Origin of the sequence: Paracoccus nototheniae, from assembly GCF_004335005.1 — a bacterium.
Taxonomy (GTDB): Bacteria; Pseudomonadota; Alphaproteobacteria; order Rhodobacterales; family Rhodobacteraceae; genus Paracoccus; species Paracoccus nototheniae.
This window is the reverse complement of the sequence record NZ_RQRT01000012.1, coordinates 33,651-47,419: the sequence shown is the minus strand read 5'-3', so window position 1 is coordinate 47,419 and position 13,769 is coordinate 33,651. Positions and strand designations below refer to the sequence as shown.

The window sequence follows — 13,769 nt, the reverse complement described above, 5'->3', positions numbered from 1 at the left end:
GCCCGCGCGGGGGCGCAATAGTCGGCTCAGGGCGATAGTCTCGGCCCTTCGGGTCACGATCGCTCGCGCAAGGGCCAGCCTGCCCACAGGACGCCTCGCCTTCGGGCAGAAGGCCCGTGGCAGGTTACTCACAGACCGCCCGTCGCGCCGACGGTAGGCATGGCTTGATACGTTAGCGAGCATATGCCCTGGTTGAGTCTTACCAAGGACAGCAGGTTACTGTTAGCCGCATCCCGCCATTTCGTATTGCTAATCAGCTCCATTTTATCTTCCGCTTCTGGGGTGCCGTAAGCCGCATGGATTAAACGTTCCAGCTTTGGGCAATCGGCATCCGATAGGGGTGTCAGGTCGACGCGCATCAGCTTCTGGTCGGACGCAAACAGGAAGCTAACCTCGAAGTTGATCCCCGAGGATTCATAGTTGGATCTCAATTCGGCACGGAGTTCGAGCGCATCCTTCCCACGATCATCGTTGGGGGTGACATCCGGGACGGCATTCTGGACCTCATCCTGTGTCATGCCCCATTCCGTCTCCTGCCAGCCAGCCGCAGCCTGCGGCGTCGTGGCAATGAAGCTTAATAGGATGGCAGTACCAGCCACCATCACCCGTGTCTTTTGCATTCCTTATCCCCTTGGGCTGTCTCATCGCATGTGATGTTCCTTCACCAGCGGTCGGCAGTAAAGGCAGCACCGGATGGATGCGCGGTCAATGCCTCTGACAGACGCGGTGATCGCCCCTCCGGGGGGATTTGGACAAGCCAAACGCCCCCTGCGTGGCGCTCCTTATCGCGACGGGACGGGCCTGACTGTAACCCTTCGGTCTGGTCGCGTCCTGCGCCTGACAGATCGTCCCCATCCACCCAAGGGGCTTTCGCGGCATATCCTTGCCCCTGCGGGCCTACGGTATTCCACGGTCCCCTTGTGCGTCTGTGACCGATCCGTCCTGCTGGTCCTTGCGCGACCGACCCGAAGGCTGACGAAGAAGTCAGGCCAGGCGCCGATCCGCGACCGTCACCAATGCAGACACCGCGTTGCGGTGACAGTTTCTTTTTGGCCCCTTACGGGGCTGTGCGCTCCCTCCCCTCAGGCATCAAAAGAAGCCCGAAGGGGGTGCCTCGGTCAAGCTATTTAGTTGCCGAAAACGGCAATAAATAAGTAGGAAAGCGTTGTTATACATATTAAAAAGGAGGTGCGGAAGGGGCGCAGCAAGCGCACCACGCCAACCACCACGAGGAACGCCAGATGGCACTTTTTGAAATCATCACCATGACCGACGACAGCGGCATGAGCCGCGTTGTGACAGATGACCTTGCCGCATGGGTCGATGACATGGGCACCGAAATCACCGGCATCGAGACCCGCGCCAGCCTGCGGACCGAATTGCAGGGCCAGCCCAAGATTGCCGGTTTCCTTGGCCCCTTCTGGGGCGGCCTGTCCCAGACCGGCGATGCCATCATCCGCTATGAGGATGAAGGCACCTATTCGGCACTGAGCCAGTGAGGGAGCCGCAGATGACCCATTTTTCTGTCGTGCAGACCGATATTCACCCCGCCCCCTATGTCGCAGCAACGGGCAGCGCGCGGAGTGCCCAAATCCTGGCCCGCCTTGTGCGGGAGCGTTGCCCCGGAAATGCCTTTGGCATCCGCGAAGGCGCGGCCTTTGGCGGGCCGAAAAGCAATGGTTTCATTCGCGATTGCGCCCGATCCTTGGAGGTTCAGCGGATTGCAGCGGAAGAATTGTTTGCGGAAGCCGACGAGAACCCCGACCAGCTCGTGAAGTGGCACGTCTATTTCTACGACGCCGGGACTGGGAAATTCCGCTTCACCGTGAACGCCTATCTGGATCACGATTTGCCCGTTCGGGCCAAGTGTGAAGCCGACCCCGAACTTGTCGGGCGCACGGTCGTCTATGGCGATCCGCCCACGATGGAGACGCTTTACCTGATGCTCGATGCCTTTGCGGCAAAGCAGGAGGCAACGGCATGAGCGGTTTTTCCTTTAACGGTTTTGTGGCGGGGGATACCCCCGCCACCTTCACCGACTACCGCGTGTCGCCGGTCAAGATGATCCGCGAGGGCACGGATGCGGAAGCCATCGAGGTTTGCAGCCCTGCAGGCCGGGCTTTCTGGTCGATCTATGGCGACACCGGCGCAGGCTGGCGGCTTGTCCATGACGCCGAGGCTGACGACGCGGGCCTTGCCCTCGCCGCCCTGTCCCGGAACGCGGCAGCCCGGTTCGAGTATGCCGACCTTGAGACTGTCACTGTCGCCGGGACGCTGGCCGATCTTGCCGACCGTCTGGCCGAACGCATCCACGACGAAATCCCCGGATACGACAACCCGGAGGATTTTCGCGGTGACGACTTCGACGCGCACCCCCTGTCCGAGCTGCGCGAGCAAATCCTTGAAGCCATCGAGAGCGAGGCAGCAGCATGAACACCCGCACCACATTCAGCGCCGGCGCACTGGTCGCACCGATGAACATCATGAGCATTTGTGCCGCCCGTGAGGCCGCGCTGACGCAGATGCAGGATGCCATCGGCACCCTGTCGGACGGCTACAGCCGCGCGCTGGACGCGGCCGAGACAGCCAAGGGCGCGACCGCGGGGCATTCCTGCTATCTGCACTACAGCGACAACGAGGCCGTGAAATCGGCCCTGTTTTCCGCCTTCGATCCTGTTGCCGCCTTGGCCCGGTACAAGCGCACCCTCGATGCCGCAATCTGGCTGCGGATCGTTGAGGAAAGCCGCCTCAAGGAAATCATGGACCGCACCGAACGGGACCAGCTGGACAAGCAGATGGGCGCGGATGACATGCCCGAGCCGACGCTTGAGAATATCCGCGCCACCTTGGAACGCCTGACCCTTGATGCCGACCTGATTTTCATGCGGGGCGTGGCCCGCGCCTTTTCCGAACTGGACCCGGCTTTCAAAAGCCACGACGCGTTCAAGATCGGCAAACGCATGATCTTCACATGGGTCTTCGATGATAGCGGCCATTGGTCCTATTCCGGCAGGGGCGAACAGATGCGGCGCACCTTGGCGGATGTGGAGCGGGTGTTCTCGCAATTGTCCGATCAACGCAGCTACGGCGATCTGGAAAGCGCAATCAATGCCGCCCGGCGCGGCGGATGGGGCGCGCGGCAAACCGAGATCGAGACCGAGTATTTCACCGCCCGATGCTTCAAGAACGGCAACCTGCACCTGTGGGTGAAGGACGCGGACCTGCTGCGGAAGGTCAATCAGGTCCTGGCAAGCTATTACGGCGAAGTGCTGGCCGATGCCGCCGGGTCCGACGAGCAACCCGCCGACTTCCGCACTGGCACTGCCGTTGCCAAGGATCTTGCCTTCTACCCGACGCCTGCGGCGACGGTTGAAGAATTGCTTTCTGATCTGACGATCAAGGCGGGCATGCGCGTTCTGGAGCCGAGCGCCGGGATTGGCGCCATCGTCCGGCCCGTCTTGAAGATGGGCGCGACCGTGGACGCTATCGAAATCCACCCCGACCGGGCAGCGGCATTGCGGGGCATGGCTCACACTGCGCTGAAGGTTCATTGCGCAAACTTCCTGAAGGTCACGCCTGCGCCGGTCTATGACCTGATCCTGATGAACCCGCCGTTTTCAGGCACCCATTTCATGGATCACGTCAAACATGCGTGGGACTTCCTTGCGCCGGGCGGCGAGCTGCGCGCGATCCTGCCCGCGTCCGCCGAGGTCGGATCGACCGCTAAGCATGAGCGGTTCCGGGCATGGGCAGCACAGCATTCCCCGCGCGGCTATCGGTGCCACCAGTGGTGCGATCTGCCGCCTGAGAGCTTCGCCAGCGTAGGCGTCCGCATCAATACCGTGGTGCTGACCCTCCGGAAGTTTTAGGCAAACCCTACTTCGTTCAGTGTCAGAGTAGCTTAGGCCCCGCTTCGGCGGGGCCATTAAGATTTGTCAACCAAAAACGCTAAATAGACCTTTTTGCCTGTCCTTTTGGTCTTGTCACTATCCTTGTTCGTTGTCGCCTCTAAGAGTTGCGCCAGTGTTCAAGAGGGCTACATTTTATGTTGGGATCAATGAGACTAGAGCAGTCGTGCAAGGCAGAGATCAGCCGCGCCATGGCCGAGGAAATACTTTCTGTTTTTGAAAAAGCAGGGCATAGCCTTGATGTTCTTAAAGTCGAATTGCGTGGGAATGCGCTGTATGTTCTGAACCCTGTAAGCGGCATCTATGAATTAATTGGGTTGGCTCGAATGCCTCCGTCAATGTCGCATCTATGAATCAGGACTTTATTGTCTGACTAATTATTTGGTATATGGGATTTCTCTACCTAATAAGATAAACAATGAGGGTGGATGGGGTGACCTATCACCCATTGAAATTCGTTACTTAGGAGTCCGCTAATGGCGCAAAATCATTCAAATCTGATGGCCGGGAATGAGGGCCAAGCGGAACCTAGCAGCGCACCAGCCACTCATTCGAAGATTATTTTTGAAATGCTGACAACGCTCTATCCCGAGGTAAAAGGGCATGTCGGAGACCTTCTGGAATTTGCGCTGTGTGATCTGCGGCACTTTGCAGACCACCACCAGCTTTCTTTCTCATCGTCCGATCAGGCAGCGCAGCAGACCTACCTTATGGAAAAGTGACCTTATCCATGCGCCCGCCTCAATGGCGATCATCGTCTGACACGCCCAGGATCGAGCTTTGATTGGCCGGTGCGGTAGGGTCCAAGAACCCTACCGCACCGGCCCGGCGCTTGCGCGCCGCAGCACGGCCTTGCGGCCGCGCGCACCTAGACGGCAGGATATTCGTTTGCTAATATCCGGGATATGCAACGAGGGATATTCGATGCCGCTCTACATTCGTGACGACAAGGTTGATGCTCTTGCTGAGCAGGTCATGCGCATCACAGGTGCCAAGACCAAAACAGACGCAGTGCGAGAGGCGCTACAGGCTGCGCTTGATGCGAAGCTGAACCAAACCTCGATCTTTGATAAAATCAAGCCTTTGCAATCTCGTGTCGCAGACCTTGGTGCAGTGAATCCAGACTTCGACATGAAAAAATTTAGTGATGAAATGTGGGGTGACACCTGATGTTTTTGGACGCGTCCGTGATCGTTGCCATCCTGGGCGACGAGCCAGATGCCACGGCCCATCTTCAGCACATCGAGGGTTTGCAGGGGCAGCTTTACTGCTCACCGCTGGCGCGGTTCGAAGCATCGCTTGCCATCGCTCGACGCCTTGAAGGGGACACGGGCCGAAATGCTGAAACGCACGAACGTGCTGAGCGGATCGTCAACGACTTCCTGGACGTTATAGGCGCGCGAGATATTCACATAACGGGAGGCATTGGACGCTTGGCACAAGAGGCCGCGCGAACCTACGGGAAGACCGTAAACCATCCGGCTCAGTTGAACTTTGGCGACTGCTTTGCCTACGCTTGCGCTAAAGCCTATCATGTCAAGTTGCTCTACAAGGGCAACGATTTTTCGCAAACGGATCTCAAGTGACAAATCTCTTATTTTGTGATAACCACTTCATCCTATTGCGCCAGGAGCTTTTGATTTTTGAAAAGATTGCCGCAAAGGAGATGAACGATGGGTTATTCTCAGAACGGCGCTGCGTTCTTTTACTGGGCGCACAAGCGCCGCAAGACGGCTGACGAAGCACGGCGCGTTGCAGGCAAAGGCAGCTCACTTTCAGACGGCATGGTGGTTTTCCTATTCATCGTATTATGCGGTTTGGTTGGCGCTGCGGTTCACGCTTTCAACTATGCAATGTTCCATGCTGCCAAACTTTTCGATGCAGCTTTGTCGCTAATACCCTTCATGTGAAAAGTTTCGGACCGGTAATTCATCCTTCTTTGATTATCCACGCGGGGGCTTAAAGCCGGGGGCGGTAGCGCCTCTATCATGGCGGCGTCCCTCGGTTCGTTCGGTCTAGGGCTGATCGCCCTGGACCGCCCGCCCCGAGGGACCGCGCTCTAGGCTTGGCCGGCTGCACCGGCCTGCGCCCCGAGCCTATCCCCCTGCCCCTCCTTTGCGCCTGATCCCGCGCGGTCTGTCTCTCCGAACCAGTCCGCGCGGTGGCGCAATAGTCGGCCCAGGGCGATAGTCTCGGCCCTTCGGGTCACGATCGCTCGCGCAAGGGCCAGCCTGCCCACAGGACGTCTCGCCTTCCTTCGCTCTATGAAGGCGCGTCCAGCTCGACGCCTGCAAGGCCCTGCCCTTCCGTTCGTCAGTCAGGGCTGGACAGGGCTGGCATAGGGCACCCGGTTGTCCAGTCGCGCGCCGGGAACGACCTTGGGAGTGAAGGCGCGGGACCGGAGCAGGCTGTAAGCGAGACCACAGGGATCGAGCGTCAGCCTGTGGGCAACCGGGTGCCCTGTGACAGCCGATGCAGCAGAGCTACCCCCCTTCCCTTTCCAGAATACCAAGATCCCCGCGCAAGCGCGGTGATCGCCCCTCCGGGGGGATTTGGACAAGCCAAACGCCCCCTGCGTGGCGTTCCTTATCGCGACGGGACGGGCCTGACTGTCACCCTTCGGCCTGGTCGCGTCCTGCGCCTGACAGATCGTCCCCATCCACCCAAGGGGCTTTCGCGGCATATCCTTGCCCCTGCGGGCCTACGGTATTCCACGGTCCCCTTGTGCGTCTGCGACCGATCCGTCCTGCTGGTCCTTGCGCGACCGACCCGAAGGCTGACGAAGAAGTCAGGCCAGGCGCCGATCCGCGACCGTCACCAATACGGACACCGCGTTGCGGTGACAGTTTCTTTTTTGGCCCCTTGCGGGGCTGTGCGCTCCCTCCCCTCAGGCATCAAAAGAAGCCCGAAGGGGGTGCCTCGGTCAAGCTATTTAGTTGCCGAAAACGGCAATAAATAAGTAGGAAAGCGTTGTTATACATAGTAAAAAGGAGGTGCGGAAGGGGCGCAGCAAGCGAACCACGTCAACCACCACAAGGAGGCCAGACATGGCTAAATCTTTTGACCTCTACCAGCACGTCACCGACAGCATCATTGCCAGCATCGAGTCCGGCACCCCCGCATGGCGCAAGCCTTGGACCGGCGAAAAGGGTGGCGCACCGTTCCCGCTGCGCAGCAACGGCGAACCCTATTCCGGCATCAATGTCCTGATGCTGTGGCTTGCCGCAGACGCCAAAGGCTATCGTGCCCCGTTCTGGTTTACTTATCGCCAAGCTCAGGAGGCAGGCGGAAACGTGCGTAAAGGAGAGCGTTGTGCCACGGTTGTCAAATACGGGACGTTTGACCGCGAGGACAAAGAGACCGGCGAAGAACGCCGCCTGCCCTACCTAAAATCCTACAGCGTGTTCAACGCCGAGCAGATCGAGGGCCTAGCCCCGGAATACTATGGCAGCCCCGCCGAGGCCGCGCGTGACCTTGGGACCGAGGCCGACCCGGCGCTTGATGCTTTCTTTGCAGGGATCGGGGTGGAAATCCGCACCACCGACGACCCGCAAGCCTACTACAGCCTCGCCGACGACTATATCCACATGCCGCCGATTGCCACGTTCCACAACGCGGGAGGCTATTATGGGACGTTGGCACATGAGGCAGTGCATTCCACTGGTCATAGCACCCGCCTTGATCGCTTTTCGCGCTTTTCAGACAAAAAAAGTTACGCTTTTGAAGAACTTGTGGCGGAATTGGGAAATGCCATGCTTTGCGCCAAGCTTGGCCTGACGCCTGATTTTGGACAGTCTGGCGCATATATCAAGAGCTGGCTTCGCGCCTTGAACGACGACAAACGGATGATCTTCAAAGCCGCCAGCGAGGCACAGAAAGCCGCCGACCTGCTGACCAAGCGCCAGCACGTCGAAGAAGAAAGGGCGGCCGCGTGAGCGGCCCCCTGCCCGACCTGTCGTGCCGCAAATGCGGCACGACCAATCCCCCGGTTTATCTGGCCCCTGTCACGGTCGGGGGAGCAGGAACCTGCATCTGCATCGGTTGCGCGGAGGCGCGGGGCTGGCTGGACCGGGATGGAAACGTGAAACCTGGGATCGCGTTGTGACCTACGAAATCCGCGACGACCCCGACGACCTGCCAATCCCGTGCGCCACGTTGGCGGAAGCGGAGCGGCGCGGCAGACGCCGCGCCGCCCGGATCGGATCGCCCGTTCTGATCTACGAGATAGACAGCCGGGGTGGCGAAAGGTTTGTGGGGGTCTGCTGACCCCCCTGCCCTGCCCCTCTGTCCTGGCGCGCAGGGAGAATGTCGGGCGGGCGCGCTGGCAGCTTCGCCGCCACCGCGCCCGCCCGAGGCTTCGCCTTACATCGCAGCGCGGCAAGCCGCACCACATGATCCTTATGCGTTTCACGCAGACGCCGCCTGACGGCGGCTTTGGGCGCCGGCTGCGCCGTCGCGGGTGCGTGGCGAAAGGTGCCGCTTTACAGGATGGATTTGACCACAGCCCACTCACGTGCCTTCGCTCTATGGGGGCCGTTCCGTTCGCGGTCTGCAAGCCCGTGGCCGCAAGATGGGCCACGGGTGGACAAATCCATCCTGGTCGAGATTACGTTCCCGCCAAGGGCAGACTATTTTGCGGCTCGATTCAGTTTTGAAGACAGCTCGGCCACAGCCTCTTTGAAGGCAGCGAAATACATAAGGCGGCAGCAATCAGCGATAGAATAGATTTCCAAAGGGTCGTGGACTTCGCGGAAGCGCGCAATCTGTGACTTCCTAGCGTAGTGTTTTTTTCTTTGGATCGGCTCTAGGCTCGCCGGAACCTCTGCAGGGATCACAATGGTTGCTACATCCATTGTTCCCATGATCTTAAATGAAACAGAAATCAGCCGCTTCATAAGAAAGTCTTCAGTAACACCACTTCTTTTTTTGAGTTCGTGATACTCCGAAGATGACGAAGCAGGGACGCCAACCTTGAAATTTACCGAGAATGTTTCGCTAGCTTGAACATTGTCCGTTAATTCAGGCTTTGCGGCACTCTCTTGCTCACCCTGAGATACCTTCAGAAGATCTGCGTTGCTATCGTCAGTGCCAGCAGTATCAGCACTATCAGAAGGCACCTGATGGGCCGCAAGTGACCCGCTGTCATGAGCTGCGGGTTGAGAGACATCCGCTTGAGAGGGTTTCTGACCCCCCTTCTCAGCCTTCTTTTCGGAAGGAACGCCCTCATCATCTTCGTTCCCGACCTTGAACTTGTTCAGGATGCGGGACTCAGGGAGTGGTGTTTCAACAATCTCGAAACGTCTTTTTGCCATCATTCCGCCTCCTCAAACAGTTCATTAATGACAGCTAGACCTTCTTGAAGAACCTTCATCGTGTTTTTGGCGTTTAGAGCCTTCGCTCCTTCAACCGTATTTTCCTCACGCTTAAAACGTGAATGTAAAGGACCTTCATCTGTCCAAAGTTCGATAATTGGCGAGTTGCTAATATAAGCGTTCAAGCACAAAGGATGTTGCCCTAGACGGTCAAAATTTTCGCTATGCCCTTTGCGCCTGTTGGACAACGTTGGAATGTTGCACCGAACCACCCTAACAACTGCCTTTTTGCCCTCGTCTAACTGGTCGACCATCTGTGTAACAACTGTAGCTGTTTCCAGAGTGGTCCCAACAGAGTCTGATCCAAGCATGATTGGAAGGATAACAAAGTCACTGTTGTTGACCATGTACAATGATGCTTTGTCGCCAAATCCTGCGGTATCTACAAAAACCAAACCATCGAAACCTTCATCTGTAAGCTGATTAAGAGCTTCAACAATCTCTTTGGCAGTTCTCGCTTCGAACGCTGCGGCGTTCGAAGGCCAGTTTCCGGCCTCTTTCGCTTTATCGACCCAACCCATTAAGTTCTGCGTAGGGTCGCAATCAAAAGCGACAACTTTCTGCCCGGATGCCAATGCCGCGCTGATAAGAACTTTGGTGAGTGACGTTTTTCCTGCGCCACCCTTAGCGTTTATCACCGACACCACATCGAATCCGTCGCTCATACCAACCTCACTAGAATTTTTTAGCCCTAAGTCTGCTTGTTGCCAGGCTATGACAGCCTGAGACATTGTGACAAGTGCGAAAGTTGCGAAAGTTGCTACCTAAGATACTACTGTGACCGATGTGCCCAGTACTACTAGTGCAACCATCGTACCCATCCATGCTAGTGCGACTATGATGCCCAAAGGCACTATTGTAGCTATAGCTACTATTGTGATGTTTGCGAATTTTGTAACCAATGCACCCAACACACCTATCGCACCTATAGCACCTTTTGCGCCTAACGCACCTAGTGCACCCATCTCGCCTAGTGAAACCCCTCCACCTAACCGACCCATATCAGCCAATGCATCCAGTGCGCCTAATGCACCTAGTGCACCTAATGCACCTAATGCACCTAATGCGACCATAGCGCCTACTGAAACCAACGCACCTATCGCACCTAGTGGTACCAGTATGACCACTATGCCGAGGAAGGCCGGTCCTTCTGCCAAGCCATGTGCTTTGAAGCGACCTGGCAGAGAGCTGCGGGCGCGAGGTGGCGCATCCGGAGGTCAGGCGCGATTTTTAGCGCCACAGGCCCACGATTGGGCCTTTGCGGTATCCGGGTAGCCGAAAACCTATTTTGTGGCTTCCACGGCTCTCTCCGGCGCTCTCAGGGGCATTGAAGGTTGCATGCAACCTGTCCCGAAATGCCCTGCGCCCTTCGATCTGTGATCTTCGGGAAGGAAATTGCCAAACACTACCCGCATTCTGCCCCCCACATTCCCTTTTTCGACGCCTGCGGCATCGAGGGATTGTTATTGAGGGGGTCAGAGGGTAGTGTTTGAGTTGCAGGATATGTCCAATGTTAACCAAAATTGCATTTTGGAGCCATTTGTGTGAAACCTCTTGAGCGCCGGAACCGCATTCGGACCCTTCTTTCGCAGGGTCATTCAGCCGCGAAAATCGCGCAGCAGCTCGGCGTTGCGCCATCGACGGTCTACCGGATCAAAAGCGGCCAGGGCGCTATCCTCGGAGACCGCGCCGCCTACGTGACCGTCGGAGCGAAGGTGACGACCCATGAGAAGGCTGGCCTAGACAGGCTTGTTCGGGAGAATGTTGCGTCGAGCAGGGCCGCTCTCTTGCGCAAAATGACACGGGCGGTCGGCGGATTTTACGATTCCAGCCCTGCTGAAGAACAGTTTCTTGCAGAAGCCATGAGGCACCTGACCGCTTTAGGCGGCAATTTTAACCAGATCGCGGCGGCTCTGTCGGTGTCTGTGAAGAAGACCGGGACTGCAAATCCATCACCGGAGCAGATCGAACGCATCCGCCAGGCGAACGACGAGGTGGAAAATCTGAAGAAGGTGGTCGGGGCCATGCTTCGCAACATGCAGGTGAAGGCTGCAACCCTGCATGGCAGACTGTCTGCTGACGAGGCGGGTGACACCCTCGATGAGTAAACATTACTCTGCAATCGAACAGGTTATGGGCCGACTGTTCGACAGGGAGCAGTCAAGCCGCAACGGATCGCCATGGCGCAAAGGCAGCGGGTCGTCGGGCGGTAAGTCTTCGAGAGGGAAGGGGCTTTCTGTCAGCCGCATGAGCCGGGTCGGCGCACGCCACGGTCAGGCCATTTTTAAGCTCGTGCGAACGGGTGGCGTTGACAGCAAAAGCGGACTGAAGGGCCAGCTCAATTACATTTTCCGCGACGACAAGGTTGCGGAGGTCATTGATCCGAGCGGCATTCTTAGGGCGCACGATGAGCCAACAAACAAGCAAATCAACAGGCTTGTAGACAGCCTTTCCGATAACTGGTGGGCGAATACCCGGAACGGTCAGACATCGCACATGATCCTCAGTTTTCCGGAGGGTACGTCAATCAAGGACGTGACAGAGATCGTCCGCGATATATGCGCCGAGAAATTTGAAGATGGTGATGTGCGTTTCAAGTATGTCGCGGCCATTCACGACGACCAGGAACACCACCCCCACGCCCATATCGTCTTGAACCGCCGTGGCAGCGACAACAGCCTGTTCAATATGCGGCGGGGGACCGATTACAGCTATGAGGCATTCCGTGAAGCGATGGCGGAACATGCCGAACGGCGCGGTATCATGCTCGATCCAACTTCGCGCTTTGAACGCGGGATTACCGATCGCCAGCCGACGCAAACCGAGCAGTGGAATGCAAGCCGGGAAGGCCGCGCACCGCAGCAGCGGCCTCGGACTGGGACCGATCTCTTGTATGCGCAAGAGCAAGTGAGCTTCGCTAAAATTGGTTACGAGGCGATGGCTGTAATTGCAGCCAACGCAGACTGTCAGCGCCTTGAGAACGCATATGAGGGCGTTGCGAACATGCTTATGTCGAACAAAGGAGATTACAAAATGCCTGCCCTTAGCGCCGACGAGCTAGAGAAATTCGATCAGTACGCGTCTCTTTTGAACGACGCACTTGCAAGGTCGCAGGAGGTTCTTCTGACGAAGGATGCGACCCAACGTGTTCCTTACGAAAAGCAGCTTTCCGAAAATATGGCAGCGTTCACCGCGCTGAGTCCTGATGCCGGGTACGCCAAAGGTTTGCACGAAGACCCGCGCGGCATGTCGATCTACATGCACAAGGCCGATGGAAACGACTTCACCTGGTCGAAGGCAGCGGAGCGGATCGAAGAATACACCCGAGACACAGGATTGAATGCACAAGCTATCACGACGCGCCTGCAAGCAGGGGCAGGGAGCTTGTACCTTGAACAGATGTGGATGCAGGACGATCTACGTCAGGTCGCAAAAGCTGCCGATCTAAGCCTGTCCGACCCGGAGCAGCGTCAACAGGCGATTGCCGAGCTGACAAACGTGTACCAAGAAATCCGCGAGGATCTTCAGGCACACTACGATATACGGCCAGTGCCTCAGCTCGAACGCGATTATCTTGACGCTAGCGGGCGTCCAACGTTGACGGCCGCAGAACGCGACAGCATCGAACACCAGTTCAGCCGCACCGATTTTAGCTATGGCTATTCTGATGACAGCGAAGCGCGGAGTAGGGGACAGGATCAGGTTGAGGCTGCGCAAACCCGCTTCACCGAATTTTCGCAGCAGTCGCGCGAACACGCGATTTTCGCATCTGCTCTTTGGGACAGGTCAACCGATGTTGTCATGCCCCCGGAAGGGTACGTGCCTGCGAATGAGCGTGATGCCGCATTGGAAGCCCGCAGCCTCGATGCAGTGGCGGTTACTGACGCCGAACGTCAGGACATTGAAATGTCGTTCCAGCGTCAGGAATGGGATGCTGCGGAACGGTATAGCAACGACACAGAGGCATATGAGAAAGCCAGCAATGAGATGGATGCCTTCGAGCCGCAGGTTTCAGAGTTCGCCGAGAAGTCGCCAGCCCACGCAACATTGGCGTCTGAAATGTGGGATCGTTACGCCAAGGACAGAACCCCGTTCGTAGGCTACTTGGCCGAGGACGAGCGGGAGCGTGAGGGGCCGGAACAGCGTGCGGCTGCGGTAGACGCATTTGCCGACCTCAGGGCAAAGAGTGGCAGCGACTACTCGCTGACAGACATCGCCGAGGAACACCAGGAAGTCATTCGCCTGCTGAAAGAGAACACCACCGAGGCTCAGTACGACCGTTTCCGCCGCGGCGATCTAGGCGCCATCGACCACATCACCAAAGATCAGGTCTTTGGCCGACAGCTCATGGTGCAGGCGGAAATGAACAACCGTAGCACCGGCTTTGTCATGTCGCATGAAACCGAGCGGCTCATGTCGGATCACCGGGACTATCTCAAAGAGACTTTTGACAAAGATCGCGACCGCAGCAACGAGTACGAAAGGTAGC

Annotated in this window: 15 protein-coding genes; 12 read left to right on the top strand and 3 right to left on the bottom strand. The window is 57.5% G+C overall.

What is annotated here, in order from left to right:
* Positions 1-128: 128 nt before the first annotated feature.
* On the bottom strand, positions 129-620 hold the full coding sequence (locus tag EG885_RS07185) for a hypothetical protein (RefSeq protein ID WP_131573801.1): 492 nt from the start codon (positions 618-620) through the stop codon (positions 129-131).
* 621 nt (positions 621-1,241) lie between these two features.
* Between EG885_RS07185 and EG885_RS07180 the strand changes: the two genes are divergently transcribed.
* From EG885_RS07180 to EG885_RS07135, 10 genes are all read left to right on the top strand, one after another.
* Positions 1,242-1,499, top strand: coding sequence for a hypothetical protein (locus EG885_RS07180; protein WP_131573800.1), 258 nt, complete (start codon positions 1,242-1,244; stop codon positions 1,497-1,499).
* 11 nt (positions 1,500-1,510) lie between these two features.
* Positions 1,511-1,984 (top strand): hypothetical protein, encoded by a 474-nt coding sequence (locus EG885_RS07175; RefSeq protein WP_131573799.1) that lies wholly within the window; start codon positions 1,511-1,513, stop codon positions 1,982-1,984.
* Positions 1,981-2,433, top strand: a complete 453-nt coding sequence (locus EG885_RS07170) for a hypothetical protein (protein WP_131573798.1) — start codon at positions 1,981-1,983, stop codon at positions 2,431-2,433. Before EG885_RS07175 ends, EG885_RS07170 begins: the two co-directional genes overlap by 4 nt.
* The gene (locus tag EG885_RS07165; RefSeq protein ID WP_131573797.1) at positions 2,430-3,869 is read left to right on the top strand and encodes a DUF4942 domain-containing protein; all 1,440 of its coding nucleotides are present in this window, start codon (positions 2,430-2,432) and stop codon (positions 3,867-3,869) included. Before EG885_RS07170 ends, EG885_RS07165 begins: the two co-directional genes overlap by 4 nt.
* Positions 3,870-4,045: 176 nt before the next feature.
* Positions 4,046-4,261 (top strand): hypothetical protein, encoded by a 216-nt coding sequence (locus EG885_RS07160; protein WP_131573796.1) that lies wholly within the window; start codon positions 4,046-4,048, stop codon positions 4,259-4,261.
* A gap of 123 nt (positions 4,262-4,384) precedes the next feature.
* On the top strand, positions 4,385-4,630 hold the full coding sequence (locus tag EG885_RS07155; protein ID WP_131573795.1) for a hypothetical protein: 246 nt from the start codon (positions 4,385-4,387) through the stop codon (positions 4,628-4,630).
* Between the two features lie 202 nt (positions 4,631-4,832).
* Positions 4,833-5,078, top strand: a complete 246-nt coding sequence (locus EG885_RS07150) for a type II toxin-antitoxin system VapB family antitoxin (RefSeq protein ID WP_131573794.1) — start codon at positions 4,833-4,835, stop codon at positions 5,076-5,078.
* Positions 5,078-5,494 carry a type II toxin-antitoxin system VapC family toxin gene (locus tag EG885_RS07145; protein ID WP_131573793.1) on the top strand — a complete coding sequence of 139 codons (417 nt, stop codon included), beginning with the start codon at positions 5,078-5,080 and terminating at the stop codon, positions 5,492-5,494. Before EG885_RS07150 ends, EG885_RS07145 begins: the two co-directional genes overlap by 1 nt.
* 87 nt (positions 5,495-5,581) lie before the next feature.
* Positions 5,582-5,818, top strand: coding sequence for a hypothetical protein (locus EG885_RS07140; RefSeq protein ID WP_131573792.1), 237 nt, complete (start codon positions 5,582-5,584; stop codon positions 5,816-5,818).
* Positions 5,819-6,955: 1,137 nt separating this feature from the next.
* Entirely contained in the window at positions 6,956-7,843 is an 888-nt protein-coding gene (locus EG885_RS07135; RefSeq protein WP_131573791.1) for an ArdC family protein, read from the top strand.
* 693 nt (positions 7,844-8,536) lie between these two features.
* Here the strand turns inward: EG885_RS07135 and EG885_RS07130 are convergent.
* Positions 8,537-9,223 carry a hypothetical protein gene (locus EG885_RS07130; RefSeq protein ID WP_131573790.1) on the bottom strand — a complete coding sequence of 229 codons (687 nt, stop codon included), beginning with the start codon at positions 9,221-9,223 and terminating at the stop codon, positions 8,537-8,539.
* A complete protein-coding gene (locus EG885_RS07125; protein WP_165571067.1) occupies positions 9,220-9,945 on the bottom strand; it encodes a ParA family protein in 726 nt (241 codons plus the stop codon). Before EG885_RS07125 ends, EG885_RS07130 begins: the two co-directional genes overlap by 4 nt.
* A gap of 879 nt (positions 9,946-10,824) precedes the next feature.
* Here EG885_RS07125 and EG885_RS07120 point away from each other — a divergent pair.
* Both EG885_RS07120 and EG885_RS07115 read left to right on the top strand, forming a co-directional pair.
* Entirely contained in the window at positions 10,825-11,388 is a 564-nt protein-coding gene (locus EG885_RS07120; RefSeq protein ID WP_165571066.1) for a helix-turn-helix domain-containing protein, read from the top strand.
* On the top strand, positions 11,381-13,768 hold the full coding sequence (locus EG885_RS07115; protein ID WP_165571065.1) for a relaxase/mobilization nuclease domain-containing protein: 2,388 nt from the start codon (positions 11,381-11,383) through the stop codon (positions 13,766-13,768). Before EG885_RS07120 ends, EG885_RS07115 begins: the two co-directional genes overlap by 8 nt.
* Position 13,769 lies beyond the last annotated feature (1 nt).

Excerpts from the sequence above, each read along its gene's own strand:
- EG885_RS07185 (WP_131573801.1), bottom strand. The coding sequence starts at position 620 with ATGCAAAAGACACGGGTGATGGTGGCTGGTACTGCCATCCTATTAAGC.
- EG885_RS07180 (WP_131573800.1), top strand. The coding sequence starts at position 1,242 with ATGGCACTTTTTGAAATCATCACCATGACCGACGACAGCGGCATGAGC.
- EG885_RS07175 (WP_131573799.1), top strand. The coding sequence starts at position 1,511 with ATGACCCATTTTTCTGTCGTGCAGACCGATATTCACCCCGCCCCCTAT.
- EG885_RS07170 (WP_131573798.1), top strand. The coding sequence starts at position 1,981 with ATGAGCGGTTTTTCCTTTAACGGTTTTGTGGCGGGGGATACCCCCGCC.
- EG885_RS07165 (WP_131573797.1), top strand. The coding sequence starts at position 2,430 with ATGAACACCCGCACCACATTCAGCGCCGGCGCACTGGTCGCACCGATG.
- EG885_RS07160 (WP_131573796.1), top strand. The coding sequence starts at position 4,046 with ATGTTGGGATCAATGAGACTAGAGCAGTCGTGCAAGGCAGAGATCAGC.
- EG885_RS07155 (WP_131573795.1), top strand. The coding sequence starts at position 4,385 with ATGGCGCAAAATCATTCAAATCTGATGGCCGGGAATGAGGGCCAAGCG.
- EG885_RS07150 (WP_131573794.1), top strand. The coding sequence starts at position 4,833 with ATGCCGCTCTACATTCGTGACGACAAGGTTGATGCTCTTGCTGAGCAG.
- EG885_RS07145 (WP_131573793.1), top strand. The coding sequence starts at position 5,078 with ATGTTTTTGGACGCGTCCGTGATCGTTGCCATCCTGGGCGACGAGCCA.
- EG885_RS07140 (WP_131573792.1), top strand. The coding sequence starts at position 5,582 with ATGGGTTATTCTCAGAACGGCGCTGCGTTCTTTTACTGGGCGCACAAG.
- EG885_RS07135 (WP_131573791.1), top strand. The coding sequence starts at position 6,956 with ATGGCTAAATCTTTTGACCTCTACCAGCACGTCACCGACAGCATCATT.
- EG885_RS07130 (WP_131573790.1), bottom strand. The coding sequence starts at position 9,223 with ATGATGGCAAAAAGACGTTTCGAGATTGTTGAAACACCACTCCCTGAG.
- EG885_RS07125 (WP_165571067.1), bottom strand. The coding sequence starts at position 9,945 with ATGAGCGACGGATTCGATGTGGTGTCGGTGATAAACGCTAAGGGTGGC.
- EG885_RS07115 (WP_165571065.1), top strand. The coding sequence starts at position 11,381 with ATGAGTAAACATTACTCTGCAATCGAACAGGTTATGGGCCGACTGTTC.